The organism is Micromonospora sp. SL4-19 (genome assembly GCF_047921475.1).
In the GTDB taxonomy this organism is placed as follows: Bacteria; Actinomycetota; Actinomycetes; order Mycobacteriales; family Micromonosporaceae; genus Micromonospora.
This window is the reverse complement of the sequence record NZ_JBLROB010000025.1, coordinates 1-25,675: the sequence shown is the minus strand read 5'-3', so window position 1 is coordinate 25,675 and position 25,675 is coordinate 1. Positions and strand designations below refer to the sequence as shown.

Here is a 25,675-nt window from a genome sequence, read left to right as displayed (position 1 = left end):
CTGCTGGGTGCTGCTCCCTCTCTCCCCCCGGGCCCCTTCTACTTGGTGATCGGCGGCGGCACCGCGGGCATATGTGCAGGGAAGGCCCGGGGCTCGGCCACCGCCGAGGCGCGCCGGACCAGCTGACTGGTCCGACGCGCCTGGCCTCGATGAGCTATCGAACAAGAAGGGCGGCTGTCACCGTCTTGAGGTTTGAGTAGCGCCTCGCCGAGGAGTGCGCTTTTGGTGCTTGCTCACTTGCCTGGCTTGTAGCGCCGCTCGATGTGGCCCTTGAGGTCGTCGGGGTAGAAGTAGACGGGCCGGAGGTTGCCGCTCGCGTGACGCTCGGCTTGGTCGGTGAAGTGCGGCGAGTCGGGATGCCCGCTGTTGCCGCCCTCCCGTACCGCCCAGGCGCGCAGCCTTGGCCCAAACTCGACGACCGCTACGAAGGTGTTGCCGCTGCTGGCGTAGAAGCGCTTCGTTCCCGGCTGGCGTGCCCCCGGGTACGTGGCGAGGGAACCCCATGTCCCGGACGTGAAAGGCACCGGGATGCTCGGCTTCGCATCGTCGAAGGTCTGGACGATCTCGCCGTCGTTGCGCTGGAAGCGGTTGATCTCGCCCCAGGGCACTTGCCAGCTGCCGAAATCGTTGTTCAGCCTGTCCACCGCTGCGTCGAGCGAGGCGAGTCGCTGTGCATCAGTGGCGCGTGACCCCGCAGCCCAGAATATGGCGAGCGAGGTCGCGGTCGAGTCCGCGCTCCAGCGATAGTCCCAGCCGCGTAGCAGGCTGATTGGGGCGGTGAGTCTCACCTTCTGCTGGTTGCCCTCAGGCAGTTTGTCCCATGCTGCGACGAGCTGCGGTAGGAGGTCGGCGAAGGCGCCGAGGTAAGTGTCGTAGGCAACATCGCGCAGCGCCTGCGGGGTGAAGTCGTTCCGCGCGGTCATCAACTGGATGACATGCCGCCCGCGCTCGTTCTCGCTGCCGGTGTTGAAGTAGCGGGGATAGTCGGCGGCGTTGGGGCTGTCCGCGCCCGCGCAGGTCCAGGGCCAGTTGTTTGTATTGAATGCCCAGCCGTTCTGCGGGTTCACTGCCTGTGGCATGCTCTCGAGGCTGTGCAGCCCTTGCCAGTCGGTCGCCGGGTCGCTGCCGTCGACGGGCTGGCGATAGTCGAAGCGGTTGTCACGGATCGGCATGAACTGCGGCAACAGGAAGGCCATGTTGCCCTTCGAGTCCGCGAACAACGTGTTGTTCGAGCTGTTGGCCTTGAGGCTCGCCACCTCGATGTAGTCCGCATAGTCCCGCGCCTTGGTGCGCAGGAAGCTTTGCTGCAGCGCCTCGACGGGCTTGTTCATCAGCGCGAAGGCGATCCACTTGCCGGACACCTGGCGCACGATTGGGCCGTGATGCGTGGCGTACGTGGTGAAGCTGCGCTGGGCCTGTCCCGCGTCGGCCGTGCGGTAGGACAGCGTGATCGTCTTCGTCGTCACCGGCCGCTGCTCGTCGCCGTACTGGTAGGAGAGGCTGCCGTTCGCCCCGGTCACGATGGTCTCGGTGAACTCGTCGACGTTGTCGACGGCGGCCGAGGTGTGCATCCAGCCCACGTTCTCGTTGAAGCCCTGGTAGATGAAGAACTGCCCCCAGGTGCTGGCGCCATAGGCGTTGAGTCCTTCGCCGCTGGTCATATGCAGTTCCGAGCGGAAATAGTAGCTGGTGTGCGGGTTGATCAGCAGCAGCGCCCTGCCGTTTTGCGTGTGGCTCGGAGCGATCGCGATGCCGTTCGAGCCCGAGGGCTCGCGGAACGGCACTTCGGCCTCCGCCTCGGTCATCATCGCCACCGCGTTGTTGTCGTAGAAGGCCCTGAGCTGGGTGAGCGACACTCGCTCGATGTCGCCACCGATGCTGCCTTCGCTGAAGCTCAGCGCCATCCAGGGATCGAACCGTGTGATCACGCGCGGGCGCACCTCGGGGTGCGTCGCGAGATAGTAGTTCAGCCCGTCTGCCCATGCGTCCATCAGCTTGCGCAGCCAGGCCGGGCTACTCGCGTAGAGGTTCTTCAGCACCTCCGGGTCGATGAACAGGCGCTGGCGCAGGTCCTGCCAGATCGCAGTCTCGCCCTCGGCCTCGGCGAGGCGGCCGAGGCTGACCAGATAGTTGCGTTCGATGCGGTTGAAGTCGTCCTCGGCCTGGGCGTAGATCATCCCGAACACCGCGTGGGCATCGGTTTTGCCCACCACATGCGCGATCCCCCACTCATCGCGGGTGATCGTCACGTGCGCCGCTTGCTGGTTCCAGCGGGCATGGTCGGGCGGAGTCTGTTGGGGAGCGGCGAGTGCACCGGATGGCATCCCCGCCGCGGCTGCGGCGGCTCCAGCGGCCAGTCCGGCTGCTCCGCCCAGGATGCGGCGCCGGCTCAGCCCTTTGTTCTGTGCGTGGTTCATCCGTCGGTCCACCTTCCTCCGGGCAAGGGATCGTGCCCGGTTTACGCGACATCTGCCGGGGTGAGGCTTCCCACCACCGTTCGATGACGCTTTCGAGGGCCGATACGAGCCGCGGAGGAAATCCATCTCCGCGTTGCGACTGCCACGTCGCATTGCTGGATCCGTGGCGCCATATTCCGACCCATTGATACGGTTACGGGTCGCCGATTCCGGACTCCCGTTTCCTCTATTGGAAAAGCGTGACTTGATGCCATCCGCTCGCATGTCAGGGCGGCTGGACGCAGCGACAGTCGGGCGGCTGGCCGGTGGCTGGATTGCCGCCGTGCGGCCAAGGAACGCGCAATGATCATCGACGTCTCCCGGACCGCTTGGTGATCGACATTCTCTGAAAATGAATACCACTCGCTCTCGCCGGACATCAATAGAGGCAAGCAAATATTTGACTGTGAGACATGCTCGTGATAATCGACATCCATCACACCGTGCCTGTCCCGAACGACGCCGGCGGACAGGTCTACCTCGACTCCACACCCCAGCCGGACCTACTCATCGACATCTTCGGCGCACCCGCACGGGTGACCGGCGGGACAGAACCTCGGCGGCTGGTGATATGTCCCCGCCCTGGATCGCTGGGTCCAGCCGCCTGCGTCACCCCGCGCCGAGCGGTTGTAGCCTCGGCCCCTATGAGTTGGCTGCCTGAGGACTTCGTCCACCCCGTCTACGTGCCCGTGCCCAACACCGCGCTCCACCTGCGGCCGATTCGGGAGGCGGACGCCGCGCGCGACTATCCCGCCGTGATGGGCTCCCGAGAGCGCTTGTGGGAGATCTTCGGCCCGGCCTGGGCCTGGCCCAAGGAGACGATGACCTATGAGGAGAACCGCATCGACCTGCTGCGGCACGAGAAGGAGATAGCCGCGCACCAGTCGTTCAACTACGCGTTGCTGGACGAGGAGGAGACGACGATCTTCGGCTGCGTCTACATCGATCCACCCGAGCGCACCGGCGCGGACGGAGAGGTCTCCTGGTGGGTGGTGGACGACCTCGTAGGCGGCGGGGTGGAGCGTGCGCTCGACGCGCTGGTGCCGCGATGGATCGCCGCCGACTGGCCTTTCCGGCAGCCCCGTTATCTGGGCCGCGACATCGCCTGGCAGGACTGGCTCGCGCTGCCGCACGCCTCGTGACCCGCCGACTGCCATGAGAGCTCAGTGTTCAAGGAACGTGTCGTCCTCGGGCTGATCGTGCAAGAGACGCCTCCCGCCTGCCCACACCCGGCACAATGTCCGCCATCGCTGTCGGCGAGGACCCGGACGCGGCCGACGCCTCCGTCCGAGGCACGGCCAGTGAACTGGTCCTGGCCTTTTACGGCCGTATTACGGTGGACTCCCTGAAGCTCGACGGCGACCGGCGTCTGTTCGACCTGCTTGTAGCCGGGGAACCGGATGAGTAGGACGTAACGACGCGCCACCTGCTGCGCCCCGGGCCGACGAGGGCACGAGTGCTCGGCTCCGCCAGGTCTGTCGGAACATCGGCACCGCCCTCAACCCCACAATGGCGGGCTGACGGCACGTCACCAAGCTGACCGTCTACCTGGTAGATCTCGAACTCCCGGGATGTCGCTGCGGTGCAGGTAGGTAGCAGTGCCCCGTACCAGTCGAGCGGGATGTCGTGGTCGCAGCGCGGGCACGTGATCTGCTGGATGTTCTCGCCCGCGTCGACCACGGTGATCCGGTCGTCGAACTCGACCGTCGCGTCCTGCTGGACGCCGTCCGGGTCGGGAAACACTCGCCGGACGTACGCCTCCGCCTCGGCGGCCGCGGCCCTGGTTGACTGCCAGTTGACGTCAGTCGGGATCAGGGAGACGTAGAAGTCGCTCACGGGCGTGATTCTCATCCACATCCAGTTAGGGGATTCAGCGGCCCGCCGGACCGTCGGCGCAGTTGGAGCGCTTGGCGATCGATCGGCCCCGAAGATGTAGGTGAGTTTGAGAGCACTGGGTGGCAGAATCCGGGCCCCCGGCGCCCGGCGCCGCTGCGGCGCCGGGACTTCCGGGGGTTAGCGACGTGTGCCGCTATCGTGCCGCCATGACCTGCTGGGACGGCTCCCGGGCAGGGGTGCCGCCGTGCCGGGTCAGCGGGCCGCGGCGCAGCAGCGCGCCGCAGATGACGGCGCCGGCTGTGAAGATGCCGGCGCACCACCAGAACACCGTGGTGTAGCTGTGGATCGCCGCGAGCTGGGCCAGCTGCGGTGTCGGGCTTCCGTGCAGGTGGTCGGCCAGGTAGCTGGTGCTGGCGCTGGCCGCGATGGTGTTGAGCAGCGCGGTGCCGATCGAGCCGCCAAGCTGCTGCCCCGTGTTGATGCTCGCCGAGGCCACCCCCGCGTCCTGCGGTGCCACGCCGAAGGTACCGGTGGCAGCCACCATGCCGAAGATGAGGCCCATGCCGGCACCGGTCACCATGAGCGGTCCGAGCAGCGCCGACGCGTAACCCGAATGCGCGTCGATCCTCGTCAGCCAGAGCATGCCGGCCGCGTTGAGCAGCATGCCGGCGATGACCATCGGCTTGGGGCCGAGCCGCGGCATCAGCTTGGTGTTGCCGATGTTGGCCATGGTGCCGCTCAACGCCACCATCGGCAGCATGGCGAGGCCCGAGGTGACCGCCGAGTACCCCAGGGTCACCTGCATGTAATAGACCACGAACAGGAAGACGCCGAACGTGGCGGCTCCGCTGATCAAGACGGTGAGGTAGGCGCCGGCGCGGTTGCGGTCGAGCACGATGCGGGGTGGCAGCAGCGGCTGCGCGGTGCGCGACTGCCAGGCAGCGAAAACGATCAACAGCGCGACGCCGACCACAAGAAAGCCCCACGTCGAGGGCGTGCGCCAGGTGTGCGACGCGGCGTTGGAGAAGCCGTAGACCAGGCAGAACATCCCGCCGGACACCGCCACCACGCCCGGGACGTCCAGCCGGCCGCCCGGCGTCCTCTGCTGACTGCCCACCAGCAGCACGCCTCCGATGATCGCGATTGCGGCGAAGATCAGGTTGATGTACATGCACCACCGCCAGGACAGGTAGGAGGTCAGCGCGCCGCCGAGCAGCAGCCCCAGGCCCCCGCCCGCGGCCGCGACCGCGCCATAGACGCCGAACGCCTTGGCCCGCTCCTTCGGGTCTTTGAAGGTCGTGGCCAGCAGCGACAGGGCGGCCGGCGCCAGCAGGGCACCGAAGACCCCCTGACAGGCGCGCGCCGTCACCAGCATCGAGAAGTTGGCTGCGGCACCACCGACGGCGGACGCGGCCGCAAAGCCGGCGAGCCCGGCGAGGAAGGTCACCTTGCGGCCGATCAGGTCGGCCAGCCGCCCGCAGAACAGCAGCAGGCTTCCGAACGGCAGCGCGTACGCGGTCACGACCCACTGCCTGTCGGCGGCCGTGAACTCCAGCGCGCGCTGTGCCGACGGCAGCGCGAGGTTCATCACGGTCAGGTCGAGGACGATCATGAGCTGGGCGGCGGCAATGACCGCGAGGATCAGCCACCGTCTCGGATCCCCGGCCGTCGTCCGGTCCTCCGCTGGAACCGGCCCGACCACGGGAACTGCACTGCGTGTTGCCACGATTGTCTCCTTGTCACATCGAACGCAACGAGGTGCCCAGGGGGTCACCACGCCGGTAATGACCTCGCTGGGCGGTCCTGCTCACGGGATGGCGGGTTCGTCTCAGCTGTCCGACGACACGACCCGCCGGAACGTCAGGGGGCGCGGCAGCCTCACAATTCGATGCGGTATCTCGTCGGACTGGTGAGGGCAGATCCGAGAACCAGGGAGCCTCCGGAACCATGACCAACCACTCGGGGCCAGGACTCGACCGGTCCGACGCAGGCCTGAGCGCGATCATCAGCGAGCGACGCCAACTGATCAATCTCGCCTACCGACTCCTCGGCTCCCTGGCCGATGCCGAGGATGCCGTCCAGGAGACCTACGCCCGCTGGTATGCCATGTCCCGGCAGCAGCAGGACGCCATCGAGTCGCCTGGTGCCTGGCTGACGAGGGTCGCCAGCCGCATCTGCCTGGACCTGCTCGGCTCAGCGCGGGCTCGGCGAGAGCGCTACGTGGGCGAATGGATCCCCGAGCCGCTGCCCGAACCTACGCAGTGGATCAACGGTCGGTCGGGCGGCGCCGCGACCGACCCGGCCGACCGGATCACCCTGGATGAGTCGGTCAGCATGGCCTTCCTCGTGGTGCTCGAATCGATGACACCGGCCGAGCGCGTCGCGCTCATCCTGCACGACGTCTTCCGCTACTCCTTCGCCGAAATCGCCGAGATCGTCGGCCGCACGTCGGCGGCATGCCGCCAGCTGGCCTCCTCGGCCCGCCGCCGCATCCGCGCCTCCCGGCCGCCCGCGACCCCGACAGCGCGCCAGGCCGGCCTGGTCAGAGACTTCAAACAGGCGTGGGAAGCCAAGGACATCGACGCCCTCATCGGCCTCCTCGACCCCAGCGCCACAGCGATCGGCGACGGCGGTGGCCTGGTACGCGCCAACCCCCGCCCGATCGAAGGCGCCGAGCAGATCGCGCGCTTCTTCGTCGGCCTCGTCAGCCGCGCCAGCGCGGAACTCAACGTGGCGATCCTGGAGCGTACGGTCAACGGGCAGCCCGGGCTGGTCGCCCAGCAAGACGGCCGCACCGTCGCGGTGTACGCGTTCGGCATCGCCGGCGACCGGATCAAGCGCATCTGGGCGGTCCTCAACCCCGAAAAACTTCGGCCCTGGATCACGGGCTAACGAGCGTCTGCAAACCGAATTTCAGCTGCGGCAACCGCCGGTCAGACCGGCGTCAATCTCCGTCCCACAGGGTTGCTGCCGTGACGTACACATTGAACGCCGCATTGACGCTGGGGGCGGTCGTTGCCGCGCTGCTCGCTCCTCCCCACGCGGGCGTCCGCGCCACCACCGTGCAGCCCGCAGTCGTGACCACGGACAACGAAACCCCGATCCTGTACGACGACGAAGCCGGCGGGAATGCCTCCGGTGACGACCCGGCCATCTGGGTCCACCCCACCGACTCCCGGAAGTCGCTGGTGATCGTGACGGCCAAGGAGGGCGGCCTGCGCGTCTACGACATGGGCTCGCGCGAGCTCCAGTCGCTGCCCGCCACCGAGGCACCACGCGTCGACACCGCCGTGGGCCGCTACAACAACGTCGACATCGCGTACGGCGTCCGCCTGGCGGGTCACCCGGTCGACGTCGCCGTCGTCTCGGACCGCTACAACGACCAGCTCCGGTTCTTCGTCATCGACCCGGCCGGCCCGGCAGCGCGTACCCCGCTGACCGAGGTCACCGCCGCCGACCAGAGCTTCCTCTTCAACCCCGACCGTCAGGCCGTCGACGAGGAGCACACCGCGTACGGCCTCGCCATCTGGCAGCCGCGACCCGGCGAAACGTACGCCGTCGTCACCCAGGAGGGGGCGACCACCATCGCGACCGTGCGCATCGTCGAGATCGGCGGCGAGCTCGGCTATTCGGGCATTCAGCGGCTCACCATGCCGAGCACTTTTCCGCTGCCGGACGGGACGACCTGGGTTCCCTGCGAGGAGCCGGGCGTGCCACCGCAGTTCGAGGGCGTCGCGGTGGACCAGGCGTCGGACGTGCTCTACGCCGCGCAGGAGGATGTCGGCCTGTGGCGGCTGCAGCTGCCGCTCGGCTCGGGCGGCCAGCCGAGGCTCGTTGACCGGGTCAAAGACTTCGGGATCCACGACGTCTACGACAGTGAGGCCGAGGAGTGCCGGCCGATCGACCCGACCGCCAAGGGCTACGGCGGCAACCTGCTCACGGCCGACGCCGAGGGCGTCGACATCTACTACGGGCGCGGCTCGACCGGGTACGTGCTCGTGTCGAGCCAGGGCGACGACACGTTCGCGGTCTACGAGCGCCAGGGCGTGAACCGCGGGTTGGGGAGCTTCCGGGTCAAGGGCGTCGGCGGTGCCGACGACATCAACGGTTCCGACGGGCTCGCCGTGACGAATCGCCCCGTCGGCAACTACCGGCAGGGCCTGTTCGTCACGCACGACGAGCCCGAAACCGGGCCCGACGTGGACGACGACCGCGACGCCACGAACTTCTCCTACGTCTCCTGGGGCGATATCGCCCACGCGATGTCCCTGAAAGTGGACACCCGGGCCGGCAACGACCCACGCTTCCGCTGACTCGCCGCAACCGTGAACGGCCTGCTCCAGACATCTGGAGCAGGCCGTTCACGTGCGTGCTGCCGGTCCGGTGATCGCTGCTGCTTGGGCGGTGAAGACGAGGGATGTGGTTTCGGTGGCTGCCGCCGACCCGGCGTGTACGACAGGAGGCCGACTTCGGTCGTAGGCTGCATCTCGCACGCGATGGACAGGAGGCTGAGGTGGCCGAGACGACGCTGACCGAGACGATGGTGGCCGAGGTGATGGCCGAGCTGGCCGAACTCGAGGACCCGAAGGCACGCGAGGTGAACGAGAAGCACGGTGACGATCACGGTGTGAACCTCGGCAAGCTCCGCGCGCTCGCGAAGCGGCTGAAGACGCAGCAGGAACTCGCGTGCCAGCTCTGGGAGACGGGTGACACCGCGGCGAGACTGCTGGCGATCCTGATCTGCCGCCCGAAGGCGTTCGGCCGTGACGAGTTGGACGTCATGTTGCGCGAGGCGCGCACGCCCAAGGTGCACGACTGGCTCGTGAACTACGTGGTGAAGAAGAACCCGCACTCCGAAGAGCTGCGCCTGGCCTGGTCCGCCGATCCGGGCCCAGCGGTCGCAAGCGCCGGCTGGGCGCTGACCACCGAACGCGTGGCGAAGAAGCCCGAAGGCCTCGACCTCGCAGGTCTGCTCGACGTCATCGAGGCGGAGATGAAAGACGCCCCGGATCGCCTGCAGTGGGCGATGAACCACTGCCTGGCTCAGATCGGGATCGAGCACGCCGAGCACCGCGACCGTGCAATCGGCATCGGTGAGCGCTTGGAGGTGCTCAAGGACTACCCGACTCCCCCGGGCTGCACGTCTCCGTTCGCGCCCATCTGGATCAACGAAATGGTGCGCCGACAGCACGATAGGTAGGAAGAAGCTCGGGAATTGCATCAGGTGGGCGCATAGCGGGCAGAGAGAAGATGCGCTGACGGCGATGCTGGCACCCTGGTGGGGAACCAGGCTGCCCGGCGGATCACCGTCGGTGGCACGACACCGGCTTGTCGCGTGGCGTTTATCCAACGACCGCCAAGTAATCCGAGTAGAACAGGCCCAGGCCGACCGCCACGCAGACGCCGGCCACGATCCAAAACCGGACCACAATATTGACCTCGCTCCATCCGGCCAGCTCGAAGTGGTGGTGCAACGGCCGACCACTCAAGGCGTTGCTGCCCCAGTCGTCGCCGGCGGCATAGCCCGAATGGCCGCTGGCGTCTCGACCTCGCCCACCTGGTCATCTGCCGTATCGGCCGAGCGCACAGATCCACCTGCGGCCGCGCGTCGAGCCGCCGCGGGCGCTGACGAGGAGCGGCCGTCAGACGGCGGCTCTCCCGTACCGTTCGGCCGCGCGCGCCTTGGCCTTCGCGGCCTCCACCTCCCGGTCACGAGGAGGCGCCTTGGTCACGAGGCTGTCCAGGAGGGCCCGGGTGGCCGCCGTGACAGCGCGGACCGCCTCGCCGAACGCCTCCTCGTTGGCCGTGGACGGCCGCGTCGCGCCGCTGATCTTGCGCACGTATTGGATCGCGGCCGCCTCGATCTCATCCTCGGTCGCCGGCGGCTCGAAGTTGTGAAGCACCCGAATGTTCCTGCACATGCCTCTACGATGCCAGGCCGAGCCGACAGATGCCTCACATGCTTCTCATTGCCGCCCCTCCGTCGCGACCGACCAACTGGCCGCCGGCGGCGGGCCGTCGGACCCGTCTCGCCAGCCGTGAACGGACGCCGTTGAGAGGTCGCATAGTTCGTCCAGGACGATCTGGCTCGCTGCGGTGAGAGTTGATCGGCTGCGAACAGCCGCATAGACGTGGCGGGTCAACGGGCGACGCAGCGGCCGGGTGGCGACGTGGTAGTGACGATCCACGGCAAGTTCGGGCAAAAGTGACACGGACAGGCCGGCCTCGACATGCGCCAGCAGTAGCTCGTAGCTGGCGAAGCGGCCAGCCACGACCGGCTCGAAACCGGCCTGCCGGCAGGTGCTCGTCACCAGGTTGGACAGGTACGTGCCGGGCATGTCGATGGACCATGCCGCCTCGGCGAAATCGGCCAGGTCCGCCGGTGCGCCCGAGGCAACCTGCGACTGCGGCAGAACGAGCACGATGGCATCGGTCAGCAGGGGAATGGTGTGCACGTCAGGGTGCAGCGGCATGGACCCGTCGATAAAGTCCGCGGCCACGATGATGTCGTAGTCGCCGCGGCGCAGGGCCGGATGGCTGGCCTGCGGGTCGAGTTCGGCGACCTCAAGCTCGATGCTTGGATGCGCCTTCCGGAGCCGCGCGGCGAGCGGGATGACGACGGCCCGTATGACGCTGGAGAAGGCCGCGAGGCGTACCGGTCCCGTTGGTTGTCCGGAGAGGCCCTGTAAGTCCACCTCCGCGGCCTTGATCTGGTCGAGGATGATGCGGGCGTGCCGGGCGAGCATGCGCCCAGCAGGAGTGAGCTGTACGCGGCGGCCGGTGCGCCGCAAAAGTTCGGTGTGGGCCTCCGCCTCCAGGACCGCCAGCTGCGCCGACACTGCTGACGGACTCATGTGCAGGGCTGCGGCGACGGCCCGCATGGTGCCGAGGCCGTCCAGCAGGCTGAGCATCTCCAGGCGTGCCGTGTTTAGCCGCATCGGAAACTCCTTGTGCGCGAATTCCGCACAGCGTAGCCAGAAATCTCAGCTTTTCGTGTATAACGAATCGTCCTACCGTGAGGCGCATGACGCTGACTACCGAGCAGAGTGCCGCCGAACAGTTCTGGTCTGACGCCGACCGCCACCTGGTGCGCTACGGCGCTTCGTTCACGCCCGAGATCATCGAGCGCGCGGCCGGTAGCTTCGTCTACACCGCCGACGGCCGGCAGATCCTGGACTTCACGTCAGGTCAGATGAGCGCCATTCTCGGGCACTGTCATCCCGCGATCGTCGAAACGGTGCAGCGGGAGATCGCGAGCCTCGACCACCTGTTCAGCGGCATGCTGTCGCGCTCGGTCGTCGACCTCGCGCGCCGGCTCGCCGAGTCCCTCCCCCCGCCGCTGGAGAAGGCGCTGCTGCTGACGACCGGAGCCGAGTCGAACGAGGCGGCCATCCGGATGGCCAAGCTCGTAACGGGCAAACACGAGATCGTCGCTTTCGCCAAGTCGTGGCACGGCATGACGCACGCCGCGGCCGCCGCAACGTACAGCGCCGGGCACCGGGGCTACGGGCCCACGCCGCCGGGCAACTTCGCGATCCCCACGCCCAACCCGTACCGCCCCGACTTCACCACCGCCGACGGTGAGTTGGACTGGCAGCGGCAGCTCGACTACAGCTTCGCCCTCGTCGATGCCCAGTCGTCGGGGAGTCTCGCGGCGTGCATCGTCGAGCCGATCCTCAGCTCTGGCGGCATCATCGAGCCACCGCCGGGCTACTTCGCCGCCCTGGCCGGCAAGTGCCGCGAGCGCGGCATGCTGCTGATCGTCGACGAGGCGCAGACCGGTCTGTGCCGCACCGGCACGTGGTACGCCTTCGAGCGTGACGGCATCGTGCCCGACATCCTCACGCTGTCCAAGACGCTGGGCGCCGGCCTACCGCTCGCCGCGGTGATCACGACCGAAGAAATCGAACAACGGGCACACGAGCGGGGTTACCTCTTCTACACCACACACGTGTCCGACCCCCTCGTCGCCGCCGTCGGCAACACCGTGCTCGACGTCCTTCAGCAGGAGCAGATGGACGTACGGGCACGGGAGCTCGGTGAGTTCCTGCGCGCCGGCCTGCTTGACATCAGAGACCGGCACGACGTGGTGGGAGACGTACGGGGGCGCGGCCTGATGCAGGGGATCGAACTCGTCCTCGACCGGGAGTCGCGAGAAGGTTCGGACGTCCTCGGCGCCCACGTAACCCGCCGCTGCCTCGAACTCGGTCTCCATATGAACGTCGTGCAACTGGCCGGCATGGGAAGCACCTTCCGGATCGCACCACCCCTCACCACGACGCGAGAGGAACTGGCCCTCGGTCTGGAAATCCTCGACCAGGCCATCGGCGAAGCGGCGCCAGCGTGACCGACCGCGTGAGAGGGCATGGCGTGCAGGGCCAGGGAGCAACCCATCACATGCCCAACAACCCCAGCATGTAAGCGAGCCTCGTGCGAGCAGCCAACCTGCTGGCTGCCATCCCAGCCCGCCGCACAGGGCAAGCCATCTCAGGTGTCACCCACCGGTGCAGCAGACCCACTTGTTTGCCGCTGCCGCTGGTCGTCAACCCTCGCCGACTGGCTTGGCTGTACGAATGGCTGTACCGCCAAGCACGCTGGGCCGGAAGCTCCATCTTCGACCTGATGCTGTCGGTGAAGAGCGGGCTCTCTGGAAGTCGGTATAGCCCGACTTGAGGCCGAAGACGTCGACAGGCGAACCTTCAACGCTCTCACCGGCGTCGGGGTTGCTAACCACCTGTACGTGGCTCACGTGGTTACGACAGGCCCACCTACACAATGCCCCGACGTCCGAGGTTGTCGGTTCGTTGCCCGTTGAGGAGCTTGTGCGGCGCCGCCTATCGTGGATGGTGAGTGGCGCCGCGTGGGGTCGATGACCGTCAGGTACGCGGTGCGACCAGACCGGTTTCGTACGCGATGATGACCAGATGGACCCGGTCGCGGGCGCCGAGCTTGGCGAGTAGGCGGGTCACGTAGGTCTTGACGGTGGTGACGCTGATGAACATCTCGGCGGCGATTTCGGTGTTCGACAGGCCACGTCCGACGAGGGTCAGCAGCTCGCGTTCCCGTTCGGTGATGCCGTTGACTACCGGCCGTGGTTGCGGCGCTGGTTCGGGTCGGCTGGCGAATTCCTGAATCAGGCGGCGAGTGACGCTGGGGGCGATGAGGGCGTCGCCTGCGGCGACGACGCGGATCGCGGTGAGGATGTCGTCGAGGGCCATGTCTTTTACGAGGAATCCGGATGCGCCGGCGCGCAGCGCGGCGTAGATGTACTCGTCGTGATCGAAGGTGGTCAGGACGACGATCCGCGGGGCGTCCGGTTGGCCGGTGATCGCGCGGGTGGCGTCGATGCCGTCGGTGCCGGGCATGCGGATGTCCATGACGACCACGTCGGGTTGCAAGTCGGTGGCGAGCTGGATGGCTTCTACCCCGGTGCTGGCTTCGCCGGCGACGTCGAGGTCGGCGGCGTCGTTGATGACCATCCTGAGCGCGCTGCGGACGAGGGGTTGGTCGTCGGCGAGGACGACGCGGACGGTCATCGCGGCGCTGCCGGTACGGGTAGGCGGGCGATGACGTGGAAGCCGCCTTCGGGGCGGGGGCCGGCGTGAAAATGACCGTGTAGCAGGTGAACGCGTTCCCGCATGCCGGGGATGCCGTGTCCGGTGCCCGTGCGCTGGGCGCGGCAGCGTCCGTCGTTGTCGATCGTGATGGCGAGCTCGTTGTCCTGCTGGTCGATGGTGACACGACAGGTGGTGGTGGCGGCATGGCGGATCACGTTGGTGATGGACTCCTGAATGATGCGGTACGCGGAGATGTCGAGGTCGGTGGGCAGGGGCCGGTGGTCGCCGAGCCACCGCAGCTGGACCTGAAGGCCGGCGGCGCTGGTCGCTTCGGCCAGTCGCTCGACGTCGGCCAGGCCAGGCGCCGGGCCGAACGACGCCCGGTGTTGAGCCGCGTCGGTGTCACGGAGGAGACCGAGCATGCGCCGCAGTTCAGTAAGGGTCTGCCGGCTGGCGGTTTCCACGGCCGTCATCGCGGACCGTGCAGCGGACGGCTGGGTGTCGATGACCCGGCTGGCCGCGCCGGCTTGCAGGGCGATGATGCCGATGCTGTGCGCGACGCTGTCGTGCAGCTCGCGGGAGATCCGCAGACGTTCGCCGGTGACCGCGTGAGTGGTCGCCTGGGCGATCATTGCCTCGGCGTGTTCGCGGGCTTGCCGGATCGAGTTGCCGGCCAGCCAGGCGACAATCGCGCTGAGCGCGACGGCCAACTGGGTCGAGGTGCCGATCGGGTAACCAAGCAGCACCCGCGCGACCGCGTAACCGGCCAGCACCCCGACTCCCATGGTGATAGCCGCGATCGATGTCCGCCGGGCCTGGGTCGCGGCGATGAAACACAAGGCCACGTCGACGGCCAGGAACTGCAGGAACGCGATCTCGGTCGAGTTGAGCGCCATCGCCGCGGCGACTGACCCGGCCAGCAGCAGTACGACGGCCGGCAGCGGTCGCCGGCGCAGCAGGGCGCTGCCCGTCAGCGCCAGGGCGGTGGCCACCACCAGATAGGACCAGGATTCAGCCGTACGGTCCAACGGATCCCGGAACGGGATGAACGGGACCTCTACCTCGCCCGGCAACCGGACGAACATGACCAGCGAGTACGCCGTGGCGACACACCAGGTCAGGGCCGTCCAGACTCCCGGCGGCACGGCCTTGAGCAGCGGCAGCCTCGTGGCGGTCGACATGCGCCGATCGTAATCTCGCGTGTCTGCGCAGAGCGTCGGCCGTCGGTTGTACAACCACGGTCGACAGCCAACCGGTGCGATTGTCACCGGCGGTGCGATGCGGCCCGTGCCCACCCTGCGGGAGCGTTGGCGGCGTGATCGAAGTCAACCAACTGACCAAGCGTTACCGAAAGGTCACGGCCGTCGACGGCCTGTCGTTCACGGTCCGCCCAGGGCTGGTGACCGGGTTCCTCGGCCCGAACGGGGCCGGCAAGTCCACCACGCTACGCATGATCCTCGGCCTGACCGAGCCCACCAGCGGCACCGCCACGATCGACGGGTCCCGGTTCCGCGACCTGCCCCGGGGACTGCGGCACGTCGGCGCATTGCTCGACGCCGGCGACGTCCACAACGGCCGCAGCGCCAGCGCCCACCTGTGGGCCCTGGCCCTCAGCAACGGCCTGCCGCGCCGGCGGGTCGACGAGGTCTTGGAGCAGGTGGGGCTGGCCAGCGCGGCCGGCCGGCGCATCGGCGGGTTCTCCCTCGGCATGAAACAGCGGCTCGGCATCGCCAGCGCCCTGCTGGGCGACCCGCCGGTGCTGCTGTTCGACGAACCGATCAACGGCCTGGACCCCGAAGGCGTGCTGTGGGCACGTGGTCTGTTCCGTCGGCTGGCCGCCGAGGGGCGCACCGTGTTCGTCTCCAGCCATCTGATGACCGAGATGCAGAACACCGCTGATGAGCTCATCGTCATCGGCCGGGGCAGGCTGATCGCCGCCGAGCCCCTGGCCGAGTTCGCTGCCCGCAGCACCAAGCAGCAGGTCACCGTGCGTACCCCGGACGCCACGGCGCTGGCGGCTCTGCTGACTGCCGAGGGCGCCACGGTTACCGCAAACGGCGACGGTGGTTGCGCCGTGACCGGGCTGAGCGCAGCCCGTATCGGCCAACTCGCCTTCGACCACCGGATCCTGCTACACGAAGTCACCACCCGAACCGCCTCCCTGGAAGAAGCGTTCATGGAACTGACCGCCGACAGCGTCGAGTACCTCGCCGGAGACCAGCGATGACCGCCACCCGGACCCGCGCCCGGTTCCGCGACCTGGTCGCCGCCGAGTGGATCAAGCTGTGGTCGCTGCGCTCCACCTACGGTGTACTCGCGGCCGGCGCGCTGATCTGCGTCGGGATCACCACGAACTCCGCCCGATCCAACGTCGCCCTCATCGCCAGAAGCGCTTCACCGTTGCAGCGCATCGGCATCGACCCGATGATCGCCGCCTTTGCGCAGGAGGCGTTTCAGATCCTCGGGATCGTCGCGGGCAGCGTGGGCGCCATCATGATCTTCGGCGAGTACACGAGCGGGCTGATCCGGACGACGTTCACCGCCGTACCGGCCCGCCGGTCGGTGGTGCTGGCCAAGGTGGTCGTCATGACCGCGGTCATGACGGCCTTCGGAGGGCTCGTCTCGGCGACGTCGTTCGGTGTCACCCAGGCGATCTACCACCAAGAACACATCGGTCTGTCGATCACCGCACCCGGCGCGCTCCGCGCGGTCGCTGCGTCCGCGCTGCTCGCCCCGGTGTGCGCCCTGGTCGGCATGGCGCTCGGCGCGTTGATCCGGCACGCCGCCGGCACCATCGTCGCCGCGATCGGCGTGCTGGTGCTGGCACCGGCGCTGTTTCAGGGCGAGACGTACCGCTGGGTCAAGGAGATCGGAAACGCCATGGTGTACAGCGCCTGGCGGGCGTTGGTCGAGAACCCGGCGCATCAGATCCTGACCGTCCCAGGGCGCCCGAGCCCCGGCGGCCCCACGGAGAAGTACCCGGTGACGATCACCGAGGCATGGATCGTGTTCACGGCCTGGACGGTCGCCGCCGTCGTCACTGCCGTGGTAACCGTGAACCGCCGCGACCCGTGAGGCCGCGCCACCACCATGATGGCGCAAGCGCCGCCCTCGGCTGCCGCTCCCGGCGCAGCCCAGGGCGGCGCCTTCGGCACGGCGGCGATTGCGGTCTACGGAGATATCCGCAAGATCGGCATCACAGCGTGGGCAAACGAGCCCGCCGTTTTGCAGATCTCACCGGCAAGATCGATCCGGAGTTCCAGACGGGATCGCAGGCGGTCAGCGCGGGGGTGGGTCGCTGATCAGGAAAGTCGCCGGTCAGGCGGCGCACTTACCGCAGATGCCGAAGATCTCCAGGGTGTGACCGACGTCGGTGAAGCCGTGCTGGCTGGCAACCTGGTCCGCCCAACGCTCCACCGCAGGTCCGGCCACCTCGATTGCCCGGCCGCACTCGCGGCACACGAGGTGGTGATGGTGGCGGCTCTGGCTGCACCGCCGGTACAGATACTCCCCGCCCGGCAGCCTGGTGGAGTCGATCTCGCCGCTGTCCACCAGCAACTGCAGCGTCCGGTAGACGGTGGTCAGGCCAACCCGAGCCTTGCGGTCGACGAGCATCTGGTGCAGCTGCTGCGCACTGTGGAAGCCCTCCACCTCCCGCAGCAGCGCCAGCACCTCGGCACGCTGCCGGGTGTTGCGGGTCGCACCGGGCGTCGCCTGGGTCACTGTCCGCCGTCTCCGCTCGCCATGGAGCCTGCCTCGACGCAGGCCCCCTGTCATCGTGTGACCGCCGTTGGTCACACGATAGCCGGACCCATTATGCATTGCGCATATGTTCACACCTCGTGCCGTCACCGCCGGGAGCTGAACCTGATCACCGACGAAGGCGCAGGGATGGGCCGCGGCAGACGTAGCTGACCGTGTTCGTGTCGGTGATGGTGCAGGCGGTGCCGTTCCTCGTCTTCGGGGTCGTGTTGTCGGCCGTCATCGCGGTGTTCGTACCCCGTTCGTTCTGGGCCCGGGCCCTCCCCCGCCACCCGGCGCTCGCGGTTCCGGTCGCCGGCGTCGCCGGAGTGGTGCTGCCCGGTTGCGAGTGTGGCTCGGTGCCCATCGCGGGATCGCTGATCCGGCGCGGCGTCACCCCTGCCGCCGCCCTGGCGTTCCTGCTCGCCGCGCCGGCGATCAACCCGATCGTGCTCACCGCCACCGCGGTCGCGTTTCCCCGCAATCCGGAGACGGTCGCGGCCCGGGGCGGCGCCAGTCTGATGGTCGCGCTGTTGATGGGTGGCTGCGGCTGGGCCGTACGGAGTGGATCCGCCTGCCGCACCGCGCCCACCGCGACGGGCTGCCCCGTGCCGCGGCCGCCGGGTCAGTGTCCGGGTGGACGGCGGCCCGCTTCAGCTCAGTGCGGTGATAGCCTGCGGCGGGGCTTTGCGATCTTGGCTACGTCATTCAGCGGCCCGATGAGGAGATTCACGATGGCAGGTGTTCCCGCCGATCCTGGCGTGCTGCATCCGATTCCCGAACAGCCGCGCGTGGTGCTGCTGAAGCCGCTGGTCACCTCGTCGCTGATCGAGGTCGGGGAGTTCACCTACTACGACGACCCGGATGATCCGACCGCCTTCGAGACCCGCAACGTGCTGTATCACTACGGCCCAGAAAGGCTGATCATCGGTAAGTTCTGCGCGCTGGGCGAGGGCGTGCGGTTCATCATGAACGGCGCCAACCACCGCATGGACGGCCCGTCGACTTTCCCGTTCCCGATCATGGGTGGTTCCTGGGTCGAACACTTCGATCTCATCACCAACCTGCCCGGACGGGGTGACACCGTGGTTGGCAACGACGTCTGGTTCGGATACCGAGCCATGGTGATGCCCGGCGTCCATATCGGCAGCGGAGCGATCATCGCCTCCGGGTCCGTCGTCGTCGACGACGTCCCCGACTACGGCATCGTCGGCGGCAACCCAGCCAGGCTCATCCGCCGCCGCTACAGCGAGGAAGACGTCGCCCGCCTTCTGGCACTTGCCTGGTGGGACTGGCCGGCTCAGCACATCACCGAGCACCTCCGCACGATCATGTCCGGCAGCATCGACGACCTCGAGGCTGCGGCACCCAAGCATCGGTAGCGCCGGGTCGGGCCTGGGCGGGCTGATCCACACCGCCTCGGGTGCTGAGCATGGTGTGGGCATGAGGACGGCCACCGCGTTCCAGGGGAAAATGGCGGGAACGCTGATCTCGGCCTGGCCGGCCGCTGAGCATCTGGTCCGTAGCTCCGGCGGTATTCTCGGCCGCCTTCCCTTGACAGGCTGGTCCATCCTGGTGTCTTCGCCCATGATCCTCGGACGGACGGGCCTCGTGGCGTCGTAGCCGGAGCGTCCGAGCAGCAAGGAGAAGGGTAGGGGCGCGCCATGACCGGTCAACTCTCTGAGAATCAGCGAAGGTACAACCCTCTGGCGATTACAGCCTGCTGCATGGGCCTGGTTCTACTGCTGTACGTCAGCGCCGGCCTGGCTGGGCTGACACCCCTGCTAATCGACGTTTCAGTCTATGTGCTGGTGCTCGGCGGCTTGGCGGTTGTCGTAGGCGTCTTGGGGCTGAAGGAGATCAAGGCGACTGGGCAGCGTGGTCGCGGTCTGGCGATTGCCGGGTGCGTGGCTGGCGCAGCCGTATTTGCGGTCCTGACTTTTCTCCTCGTGGCTCTGACCGTGGGGGGCTGGTCGTCTGGCGGCTGCGGCCCGCCCGACCCCTGCTGGTAGGTGGCCCAGGTCGATTCAGGAGCTTGACCTAACCGCAGCGAGAGGGGCGTTGTGGTCGAGCGAGTCGGGCCTGGCTGGTCGGTTCTTTCGCCGAGCCCCGGGCCGGGAAACTCCAATTCGGCGCTGTTTCGTTCCGGTCGCGCATGGGCGACCGGGCCGGGCCTTCAACCGACTCGGACACGCCGACGGCGGCGTGGAACCATCCGCGCCGCCGTCGCCCGTCGCGAAGGTCAGGCCTTCTTGGTCAGGCAGAGCAGGTAGTACTTGTTCCCGCTGCGCTCGTTGCCCCAGAAGACGTAGCCGTCCTCGCCCTCCTTGATGTATTCGTCGCAGGCCTCGCCGGCCTGCGCCTGGGCCTCGGTCAGGCCGTCCACCCGACCCACGACGGTGTACGCCGCCTCCGTGGAGGTGCACTCCACCACCTTGGCGCCGTTGGCCTTCGTGTCCTTGCCTTCGACCACCTCGGGCAGCTTCCCGATGCAGTCGCCCGCCTTCGCCTGCACGGTGTCATTGCGCTGCTCCCACAGGCGGAGGCCGCCCTTGGCGAGACCAACCGCCACGACTGCGAGGAGGAGGCCGATGATGCTGAGGATCTTGCGACCCCGGGACTTCTTGGCCTCCGCCGGGGGCTGCGCCGGGTAAGCCGGCTCGGGCTGGCCGGGCTGCTGGGGGAAAGGCGGTGCGACCTGCTCTGACACTGGTGTTCCTTCCAGGGGGTGATTCAGCAGGCGACACCATAACGATCATGCCGAACGTGGTTCTTCATCCTTTCAGCCAGTTTCCAGACTTCAGCGCCACCAGCCGAGCCACGCCACCGTGCCATCCCGCATGCCGGGAGCCCCGGCCATCCTGGAGTCGGAGCGCCCCGCCGGAGGCGCACCAACCGCAACCGCCGCAACCACCGCCAGCTCGCCGCGCGGTGGCGGTGGGACGACACGTCGAGCGGGTGTCTGCTTGGCCGGCGGTGCTGGTGGTCTGTGGTGCTGGGGCGGTCGCCGGCCGAGAAATGATTGCGGCACTTCCGGAAGGCCGAGGCGCTGTCGGTCTGCCCGGCCGCCACCGGGCTGCCGATCCCCGCGAGTACCGGCCCCTGACCGGCCGGCGGTCCCGTGGGTGCCGACCGCGGATCGCACCTCAGTTTCCTGGACCACTCATCGCACATCACCTGGCCGAGTTACGTCGCACATCAGTTGCCGGATCACGCCGGCAGCCGGCGGGGGCGCGCGGCGCGATGATCCGCCGGGCGGGATGGCCCGGCGGATCATGGCCGTCACCCGGCCAGGATCAGCCGAGGTCCCGCACCCGTACGTTGCGGAAGGAGATGACCGAGCCGGCGTCGTGGTTCTGCAGGCCGATGTAGCCCTGCGCGTACTGCCGCCCGCTGGTGCCCGGGTCGGTCGGACGGCCCGGGAACGGCAGGCCGGGCACGTTGTCGAACTCGTTGATCACCACGCCGTTGCGGATCACGGTGTAGTGCTGGCCGACGAGCCGGATCTCGAAGTCGTTCCAGACCCCCTTGTCTGCCGGGTGGGCCTGGGCGAGGTTCAGGTCGGCGAACCCGTACACGGATCCGGTCTTCCGCGGGTCGTTGCTGCCGATCTCCGGCGAGTCGTTGATCTGGATCTCATGGCCGCAGTTCACGGCAACCCATGCCGGATCGGTCGTGTTGCACTGGGGGTTGGCGGCCGGGTCGACGCCGGGGAACCGCACGAAGACCCCGCTGTTCGACCGCGCGTTCGCGTCCCCACCCCGCTCATCGCGGAACTGCAGGCGCAGTGAGAAGTCGCCGAACTGGGCGGCCCGGTACCAGAGCATGCCGAGCCCACCGCCGGTGGGCGAGTTGGCCGTGACCATCGACCCGTCGTCGCGCAGGGCGAACCCGCGGCCGCCGACGTAGCCCCAGTTCGCGTACGACTCGGCCGTCCCGTCGAACAGGCTGGCATAGCTGGTCGTCTTCCCCACGTCGGACTGCGCTGCGGTTTCGGTCAGCGCGGCGGCCTCCTTGGCGGTGATCACGTCGACGCGGACCAGATCCCGGGCGACGTGCGCCACGTGCGCCACGAACCCGCCGTGGTTGGCCCAGGCACTCTCGTCGTTGATCAGGTCGTTGATCGAACAGCCACCGTCGACGGTCCGGTTCGCCACGCCGCTGTCGTAGTCGAGGAAGCGGACGGTCGGCCGGCTGTCCGGCGCGACGCACGACGATGGTGATGCGGTGGCCGGCGCCGCCGCGAAACCCCCGGTCAGGACCGCGGCGGCGAGGACCGCCGTACCCGCGAGGAAACGATTCCTGCTACCCACGCTGAACCTCCTTGTCTCACCGATGGAGGCAGCGCTGCCGGTTCTCGCTCGTCAGCTCTCCGCCTGCATCGGACTGCCGTTCCCCGCGAAGTCCCTCGGCGCCTCCCGGGGGCGTTACCTGACAAGTGCTCGCCCGAACCTAGAATCTTTCCATCGAGATATCAAGAAGTTTCGCCGCTTGACGGGCATCTTTTGCTTGAGGCGACGGAAAGCCGAGGCCCCAAAAGCCCAGCTTGACCGCTTTTTTCGGACCCGCAGGGTGGCCCTGCCGATCGCATCGATCCGTGCCTCTCGGCTGTCTTGCCACAGCGCTATACGCGTGTATAGTCAGCTGTCGGGATAGGCAAATGGCCATACGTCTGTATAGGGGCTGCAGGTGATGGGGCGGCAGGTTGGCGATCCGGCGTTCGAGGACTTGACCGCTCGGGCACGGATCAGAGAGGCCTCGATCCGCCTGTTCACCGAGCGTGGCATCGCCGGCACGACGGTCCGCGACATCGCTGCGCAGGCCGGCGTGTCACCGGGCCTGCTTCGGCACCATTTCGGGTCCAAGGAGGCACTGCGCGAGGCGTGCGACGTCTACGTGCTGGACCGACTCGTGAAGATCAAGGAGGAACTCGTCCTCGACGGCAAGGTGGGCGACCCGGCCTTCCTTCCATCGGTCCATCCGGCGATCGTGCAGCTGTACAAGTACGTCACCCGGGCCTTGCTCGACGGCTCGCCGAGCGCCGCGGCGATGTTCGACGACATGGTGGTCCTGACCGAGCAGTGGATCAGCAAGTACGCGCCGGACGTCACCGAGGACCACCGGGCATACGCCGCGGTGCTCGTCGGCATGCAGTCCGGGATCCTCGCGATGCACGACCACGTGTCCCGCGCGCTGGGCGTCGACATCTTCACCACCGACGGGCACCTGCGCATGGCCACCGCGCTGGCCGACTTCTACTCCCAGCCGCTACTCGATGCCGAGTTCGTCGCCAAGGCCCGCCGGGCGATGGAGCCGCTGCGGGCACCCAATCCGCCTACCGCCACGGGGGCCGACCCCGGGGCCGAAGGAGCATGAGCATCATGACCGAGGCGATCCGCACAGACGCACTGGTCAAGACGTTCGGGCGCACCCGCGCGCTCGACGGGCTCGATCTCGCCGTGCAGACCGGGGAGGTGCACGGCTTCCTGGGCCCCAACGGTGCGGGGAAGTCCACCACCGTCCGGATCCTGCTCGGGCTGCTACGCGCCGACGCCGGCGCTGCCCGGCTGCTCGGCGGCGACCCGTGGCGCGACGCCACGGAACTGCACCGCCGCCTCGCCTGCGTGCCCGGCGACGTCACACTGTGGCCCAACCTGACCGGTGGCGAGGTCATCGATCTGCTCGGCCGGCTCCGCGGCGGCCTCGACACCAGGCGCCGCGTCGAACTGCTGGAGCGCTTCGACCTCGACCCGAGCAAGAAGGGTCGGACCTACTCGAAGGGCAACCGGCAGAAGGTCGCCCTCATCGCCGCCCTCGCCTCCGATGTCGACCTGCTCATGCTCGACGAGCCCACCTCCGGCCTCGATCCGCTCATGGAGGAGGTCTTCCGCCAGGTGATCCGCGAAGAGCAGCAGCGCGCGGGCCGCACCGTCCTGCTGTCCAGCCACATCCTCGCCGAAGTCGAGGCGCTCTGCGACCGGGTCACGATCATCCGCGAGGGCCGGGCGGTCGAGACCGGCACGCTCGCCGACATGCGGCACCTGACCCGCACCTCGATCCAGGTCGACCTCGCCGGGCCGGCGACCGACCTGGAGGCGCTGCCCGGCGTGCACGACCTGCAGACCCACAACGGCACCGTGCGCTTCACCGTGGACCCAGCCGCGCTCGACGCGGTGCTGCGCCAGCTCACCACGGTCGGCATCCGGAACCTGACCAGCCAACCGCCGACCCTCGAAGAGCTCTTCCTGCGCCACTACGACCGGACGCGGGCCGGCGGAAAGCAGCCGACGGGGGTGGCCTGGTGAAATCGCTGACCGGCACACGCGCCCTCGTGCAGCTCGCGCTGCGGCTCGACCGCGTCCGGCTGACCGTGTGGGTGCTCGGGCTCGCGGTGATGCCGATGGGCACCGCGGCCAACTACTTCAAGCTCTACCCCACCGAGCAGGATCTGCACGCCGTGAGCGCCGTACTGGCCAACCCGTCGCTCGTCGCGCTGAGTGGCCCGTTGTTCGGCGTGTCGATCGGTGGGCTCACCGCGTGGAAGATCGGCGTAACCGAGTTCATCCTGGTCGGGCTGATGAGCCTGCTGACGGTCGTGCGGCACACCCGCACCGAGGAGGAGACCGGCCGGCTGGAGCTCATCCGCGCCACGGTGATCGGGAGGTATGCGCCGCTCACCGCCGCCCTGCTTGTCGCCGCGCTGGCGAACCTGGCCATCGCGGTGCTGAGCGCGCTCGGGCTGATGGCGACCGGGCTACCGGTCGCCGGCTCGGTGGCGTTCGGCCTCGCGACCGGCCTTGTCGGGATGCTGTTCGCCGCGATCGCGGCGGCGGCCGCGCAGCTGACCGAGAGCGCCCGGGCGGCCAGCGGCATCGCCGGCGCCGTCCTGGGCGGCACCTATCTGCTGCGGGCCGTCGGCGACACCGGGCCGACCTGGCTGAGCTGGGCGTCCCCGACCGGCTGGGCGCTGCACCTGCGCCCGTACGCCGGTGAGCGGTGGTGGGTGGCCGCACTGTTCGTCGGGTTCGCGGCGGTCTTCGCCACGGCCGGGTACGCGCTCGCAAATCGCCGGGACGTGGGCGCCGGCCTGCTACCGGAGCGGCCCGGGCCCGCCCAGGCCTCCCCTGCCCTGCGCAGCCCGCTTGCGCTGGCCTGGCGGCTGCACCGCGGCCTGCTCCTCGGCTGGGCCATCGGGCTGGCACTGACCGGGGCCGTCATGGGTGGCGCCGCCGCCGGCATCGGGGACCTCAAGTCGCCGAACCAGCAGCTGACCGACATCCTGGCCCGAATGGGCGGGCGTAGCGGCCTCACCGACGCGTTCCTCGCCGCGATCTTCGGCATCACCGGCATGGTCGCCGCCGCCTACACCGTGCAGGCGACACTGCGGCTGCGCCAGGAGGAGAGCAGTGGGCAGGTCGAGGCGCTGCTGGCCACGCGGGTCGGCCGTCTGCGCTGGGCGGCGAGCCACCTGGCGTTCGCGCTGCTGGGCACGGCGCTGCTGCTGGCCGTGGCGGGTGTCGCCGGCGGTCTCGTGTACGGCGCGCAGGTCCATGACATCGGCGGGCAGGTCGGGCAGCTGCTCGCCGCCGCGCTGGTGCAGCTGCCGGCCGCCTGGGTGCTGGCCGGGTTCGGAACCGCGCTGATCGGCCTGGCACCGAGGCTCAGCGCGCTCACCTGGGCCGCGCTGATTCTGTCCGTCCTGCTCGTTGAACTCGGCGCGCTGTTCGGGCTGAGCCAGTGGATCGTCGACCTCACCCCGTTCGCGCACGTGCCGAAGCTGCCCGGCTCCGCGTTCACCGTGGCGCCGATGCTGTGGCTCACCGCCACCGCGGTCGCCCTGGGCGCGGCTGGGCTCGCGGGGCTGCGGCGCAGAGACATGCCGGTGGTGTGACCACCGGTCGGATCGTTGGCCGCGCGGCGCACCCGCGCGGCCAACGATCGGTTGCGGATCATCGCCGCTTCCCGGTGGCTCAAGGCACAGGTGCCGGCTACCAGCGCAGCAGGGTGGCGATGACGTTTCACAGCATCCTGCGGCGCTCATCTGTACCGGCGCTGCACTAGTTGATCTTCATCGACGGGCTGTCC

At 68.4% G+C, this 25,675-nt stretch carries 21 protein-coding genes and 3 pseudogenes; 13 read left to right on the top strand and 11 right to left on the bottom strand.

Annotated elements, in window-relative coordinates:
- Positions 1-233: 233 nt before the first annotated feature.
- On the bottom strand, positions 234-2,417 hold the full coding sequence (locus ACNAVT_RS24065) for a penicillin acylase family protein (RefSeq protein WP_416299422.1): 2,184 nt from the start codon (positions 2,415-2,417) through the stop codon (positions 234-236).
- 683 nt (positions 2,418-3,100) lie between these two features.
- Between ACNAVT_RS24065 and ACNAVT_RS24060 the strand changes: the two genes are divergently transcribed.
- Complete coding sequence (locus tag ACNAVT_RS24060) at positions 3,101-3,598, top strand: GNAT family N-acetyltransferase (protein ID WP_416299421.1); 498 nt, start codon at positions 3,101-3,103, stop codon at positions 3,596-3,598.
- Between the two features lie 95 nt (positions 3,599-3,693).
- Positions 3,694-3,774, top strand: a pseudogene (locus ACNAVT_RS24055) (hypothetical protein); the annotation flags it as partial.
- 2 nt (positions 3,775-3,776) lie between these two features.
- On the opposite strand, the gene ACNAVT_RS24050 reads toward ACNAVT_RS24055, so the two are convergent.
- Entirely contained in the window at positions 3,777-4,292 is a 516-nt protein-coding gene (locus ACNAVT_RS24050; RefSeq protein WP_416299485.1) for a hypothetical protein, read from the bottom strand.
- A gap of 193 nt (positions 4,293-4,485) precedes the next feature.
- Positions 4,486-6,018: an MFS transporter gene (locus ACNAVT_RS24045; protein ID WP_416299420.1), complete on the bottom strand. Its 1,533-nt coding sequence runs from the start codon at positions 6,016-6,018 to the stop codon at positions 4,486-4,488.
- 221 nt (positions 6,019-6,239) lie between these two features.
- Here ACNAVT_RS24045 and sigJ point away from each other — a divergent pair, with 221 nt between their 5' ends.
- The 3 genes from sigJ to ACNAVT_RS24030 all read left to right on the top strand — a co-directional run bounded on the left by sigJ (position 6,240) and on the right by ACNAVT_RS24030 (position 9,492).
- Positions 6,240-7,184 carry an RNA polymerase sigma factor SigJ gene (sigJ, locus tag ACNAVT_RS24040; RefSeq protein ID WP_416299419.1) on the top strand — a complete coding sequence of 315 codons (945 nt, stop codon included), beginning with the start codon at positions 6,240-6,242 and terminating at the stop codon, positions 7,182-7,184.
- Positions 7,185-7,264: 80 nt separating this feature from the next.
- Positions 7,265-8,605 (top strand): phytase, encoded by a 1,341-nt coding sequence (locus tag ACNAVT_RS24035; RefSeq protein ID WP_416299418.1) that lies wholly within the window; start codon positions 7,265-7,267, stop codon positions 8,603-8,605.
- 227 nt (positions 8,606-8,832) lie between these two features.
- Positions 8,833-9,492 (top strand): DNA alkylation repair protein, encoded by a 660-nt coding sequence (locus ACNAVT_RS24030; RefSeq protein ID WP_416299483.1) that lies wholly within the window; start codon positions 8,833-8,835, stop codon positions 9,490-9,492.
- A 142-nt stretch (positions 9,493-9,634) separates the two neighbouring features.
- Here the strand turns inward: ACNAVT_RS24030 and ACNAVT_RS24025 are convergent.
- From ACNAVT_RS24025 to ACNAVT_RS24015, 3 genes and pseudogenes are all read right to left on the bottom strand, one after another.
- Positions 9,635-9,769 (bottom strand): annotated as a pseudogene (locus ACNAVT_RS24025) (phospho-N-acetylmuramoyl-pentapeptide-transferase); the annotation flags it as partial.
- 165 nt (positions 9,770-9,934) lie between these two features.
- Complete coding sequence (locus ACNAVT_RS24020) at positions 9,935-10,213, bottom strand: DUF2277 domain-containing protein (RefSeq protein WP_416299417.1); 279 nt, start codon at positions 10,211-10,213, stop codon at positions 9,935-9,937.
- 45 nt (positions 10,214-10,258) lie between these two features.
- Positions 10,259-11,230: a LysR family transcriptional regulator gene (locus tag ACNAVT_RS24015; RefSeq protein WP_416299416.1), complete on the bottom strand. Its 972-nt coding sequence runs from the start codon at positions 11,228-11,230 to the stop codon at positions 10,259-10,261.
- Here ACNAVT_RS24015 and ACNAVT_RS24010 point away from each other — a divergent pair.
- Positions 11,212-12,639 (top strand): aspartate aminotransferase family protein, encoded by a 1,428-nt coding sequence (locus tag ACNAVT_RS24010; RefSeq protein ID WP_416299415.1) that lies wholly within the window; start codon positions 11,212-11,214, stop codon positions 12,637-12,639. The two genes, ACNAVT_RS24015 and ACNAVT_RS24010, sit on opposite strands and share 19 nt — an antisense overlap.
- Before the next feature lie 529 nt (positions 12,640-13,168).
- Here ACNAVT_RS24010 and ACNAVT_RS24005 read toward each other — a convergent pair.
- Both ACNAVT_RS24005 and ACNAVT_RS24000 read right to left on the bottom strand, forming a co-directional pair.
- Positions 13,169-13,828 carry a response regulator gene (locus ACNAVT_RS24005; protein WP_416299414.1) on the bottom strand — a complete coding sequence of 220 codons (660 nt, stop codon included), beginning with the start codon at positions 13,826-13,828 and terminating at the stop codon, positions 13,169-13,171.
- The gene (locus tag ACNAVT_RS24000; RefSeq protein ID WP_416299413.1) at positions 13,825-15,030 is read right to left on the bottom strand and encodes a sensor histidine kinase; all 1,206 of its coding nucleotides are present in this window, start codon (positions 15,028-15,030) and stop codon (positions 13,825-13,827) included. Before ACNAVT_RS24000 ends, ACNAVT_RS24005 begins: the two co-directional genes overlap by 4 nt.
- Positions 15,031-15,164: 134 nt before the next feature.
- Here ACNAVT_RS24000 and ACNAVT_RS23995 point away from each other — a divergent pair, with 134 nt between their 5' ends.
- Together ACNAVT_RS23995 and ACNAVT_RS23990 are read left to right on the top strand one after the other, a co-directional pair.
- The gene (locus tag ACNAVT_RS23995) at positions 15,165-16,076 is read left to right on the top strand and encodes an ABC transporter ATP-binding protein (protein ID WP_416299412.1); all 912 of its coding nucleotides are present in this window, start codon (positions 15,165-15,167) and stop codon (positions 16,074-16,076) included.
- Complete coding sequence (locus tag ACNAVT_RS23990) at positions 16,073-16,924, top strand: ABC transporter permease subunit (protein WP_416299411.1); 852 nt, start codon at positions 16,073-16,075, stop codon at positions 16,922-16,924. The genes ACNAVT_RS23995 and ACNAVT_RS23990 overlap by 4 nt, the downstream gene beginning before the upstream one ends.
- A gap of 243 nt (positions 16,925-17,167) precedes the next feature.
- On the opposite strand, the gene ACNAVT_RS23985 is transcribed toward ACNAVT_RS23990, so the two are convergent.
- A complete protein-coding gene (locus ACNAVT_RS23985) occupies positions 17,168-17,626 on the bottom strand; it encodes a Fur family transcriptional regulator (protein WP_416299410.1) in 459 nt (152 codons plus the stop codon).
- Between the two features lie 137 nt (positions 17,627-17,763).
- Here ACNAVT_RS23985 and ACNAVT_RS23980 point away from each other — a divergent pair.
- Together ACNAVT_RS23980 and ACNAVT_RS23975 are read left to right on the top strand one after the other, a co-directional pair.
- Positions 17,764-18,254, top strand: a pseudogene (locus ACNAVT_RS23980) (permease); the annotation flags it as partial.
- Between the two features lie 70 nt (positions 18,255-18,324).
- Positions 18,325-18,972 carry a CatB-related O-acetyltransferase gene (locus tag ACNAVT_RS23975; protein WP_416299409.1) on the top strand — a complete coding sequence of 216 codons (648 nt, stop codon included), beginning with the start codon at positions 18,325-18,327 and terminating at the stop codon, positions 18,970-18,972.
- Between the two features lie 860 nt (positions 18,973-19,832).
- Here the strand turns inward: ACNAVT_RS23975 and ACNAVT_RS23970 are convergent.
- The gene (locus ACNAVT_RS23970; RefSeq protein WP_416299408.1) at positions 19,833-20,300 is read right to left on the bottom strand and encodes a hypothetical protein; all 468 of its coding nucleotides are present in this window, start codon (positions 20,298-20,300) and stop codon (positions 19,833-19,835) included.
- A gap of 586 nt (positions 20,301-20,886) precedes the next feature.
- Complete coding sequence (locus ACNAVT_RS23965; protein WP_416299407.1) at positions 20,887-21,903, bottom strand: 3-keto-disaccharide hydrolase; 1,017 nt, start codon at positions 21,901-21,903, stop codon at positions 20,887-20,889.
- Positions 21,904-22,282: 379 nt separating this feature from the next.
- Here ACNAVT_RS23965 and ACNAVT_RS23960 point away from each other — a divergent pair, with 379 nt between their 5' ends.
- From ACNAVT_RS23960 to ACNAVT_RS23950, 3 genes are read left to right on the top strand one after another with little or no spacing between them, the layout of a single operon-like run.
- Positions 22,283-22,966 (top strand): TetR/AcrR family transcriptional regulator, encoded by a 684-nt coding sequence (locus ACNAVT_RS23960; protein ID WP_416299406.1) that lies wholly within the window; start codon positions 22,283-22,285, stop codon positions 22,964-22,966.
- Positions 22,967-22,971: 5 nt separating this feature from the next.
- A complete protein-coding gene (locus tag ACNAVT_RS23955) occupies positions 22,972-23,895 on the top strand; it encodes an ATP-binding cassette domain-containing protein (protein WP_416299405.1) in 924 nt (307 codons plus the stop codon).
- Positions 23,892-25,481: an ABC transporter permease gene (locus ACNAVT_RS23950; protein WP_416299404.1), complete on the top strand. Its 1,590-nt coding sequence runs from the start codon at positions 23,892-23,894 to the stop codon at positions 25,479-25,481. Before ACNAVT_RS23955 ends, ACNAVT_RS23950 begins: the two co-directional genes overlap by 4 nt.
- Positions 25,482-25,675 lie beyond the last annotated feature (194 nt).

Excerpts from the sequence above, each read along its gene's own strand:
- ACNAVT_RS24065 (WP_416299422.1), bottom strand. The coding sequence starts at position 2,417 with ATGAACCACGCACAGAACAAAGGGCTGAGCCGGCGCCGCATCCTGGGC.
- ACNAVT_RS24060 (WP_416299421.1), top strand. The coding sequence starts at position 3,101 with ATGAGTTGGCTGCCTGAGGACTTCGTCCACCCCGTCTACGTGCCCGTG.
- sigJ (WP_416299419.1), top strand. The coding sequence starts at position 6,240 with ATGACCAACCACTCGGGGCCAGGACTCGACCGGTCCGACGCAGGCCTG.
- ACNAVT_RS24030 (WP_416299483.1), top strand. The coding sequence starts at position 8,833 with ATGGTGGCCGAGGTGATGGCCGAGCTGGCCGAACTCGAGGACCCGAAG.
- ACNAVT_RS24020 (WP_416299417.1), bottom strand. The coding sequence starts at position 10,213 with ATGTGCAGGAACATTCGGGTGCTTCACAACTTCGAGCCGCCGGCGACC.
- ACNAVT_RS24015 (WP_416299416.1), bottom strand. The coding sequence starts at position 11,230 with ATGCGGCTAAACACGGCACGCCTGGAGATGCTCAGCCTGCTGGACGGC.
- ACNAVT_RS24005 (WP_416299414.1), bottom strand. The coding sequence starts at position 13,828 with ATGACCGTCCGCGTCGTCCTCGCCGACGACCAACCCCTCGTCCGCAGC.
- ACNAVT_RS24000 (WP_416299413.1), bottom strand. The coding sequence starts at position 15,030 with ATGTCGACCGCCACGAGGCTGCCGCTGCTCAAGGCCGTGCCGCCGGGA.
- ACNAVT_RS23990 (WP_416299411.1), top strand. The coding sequence starts at position 16,073 with ATGACCGCCACCCGGACCCGCGCCCGGTTCCGCGACCTGGTCGCCGCC.
- ACNAVT_RS23985 (WP_416299410.1), bottom strand. The coding sequence starts at position 17,626 with ATGACAGGGGGCCTGCGTCGAGGCAGGCTCCATGGCGAGCGGAGACGG.
- ACNAVT_RS23975 (WP_416299409.1), top strand. The coding sequence starts at position 18,325 with ATGGCAGGTGTTCCCGCCGATCCTGGCGTGCTGCATCCGATTCCCGAA.
- ACNAVT_RS23960 (WP_416299406.1), top strand. The coding sequence starts at position 22,283 with ATGGGGCGGCAGGTTGGCGATCCGGCGTTCGAGGACTTGACCGCTCGG.
- ACNAVT_RS23955 (WP_416299405.1), top strand. The coding sequence starts at position 22,972 with ATGACCGAGGCGATCCGCACAGACGCACTGGTCAAGACGTTCGGGCGC.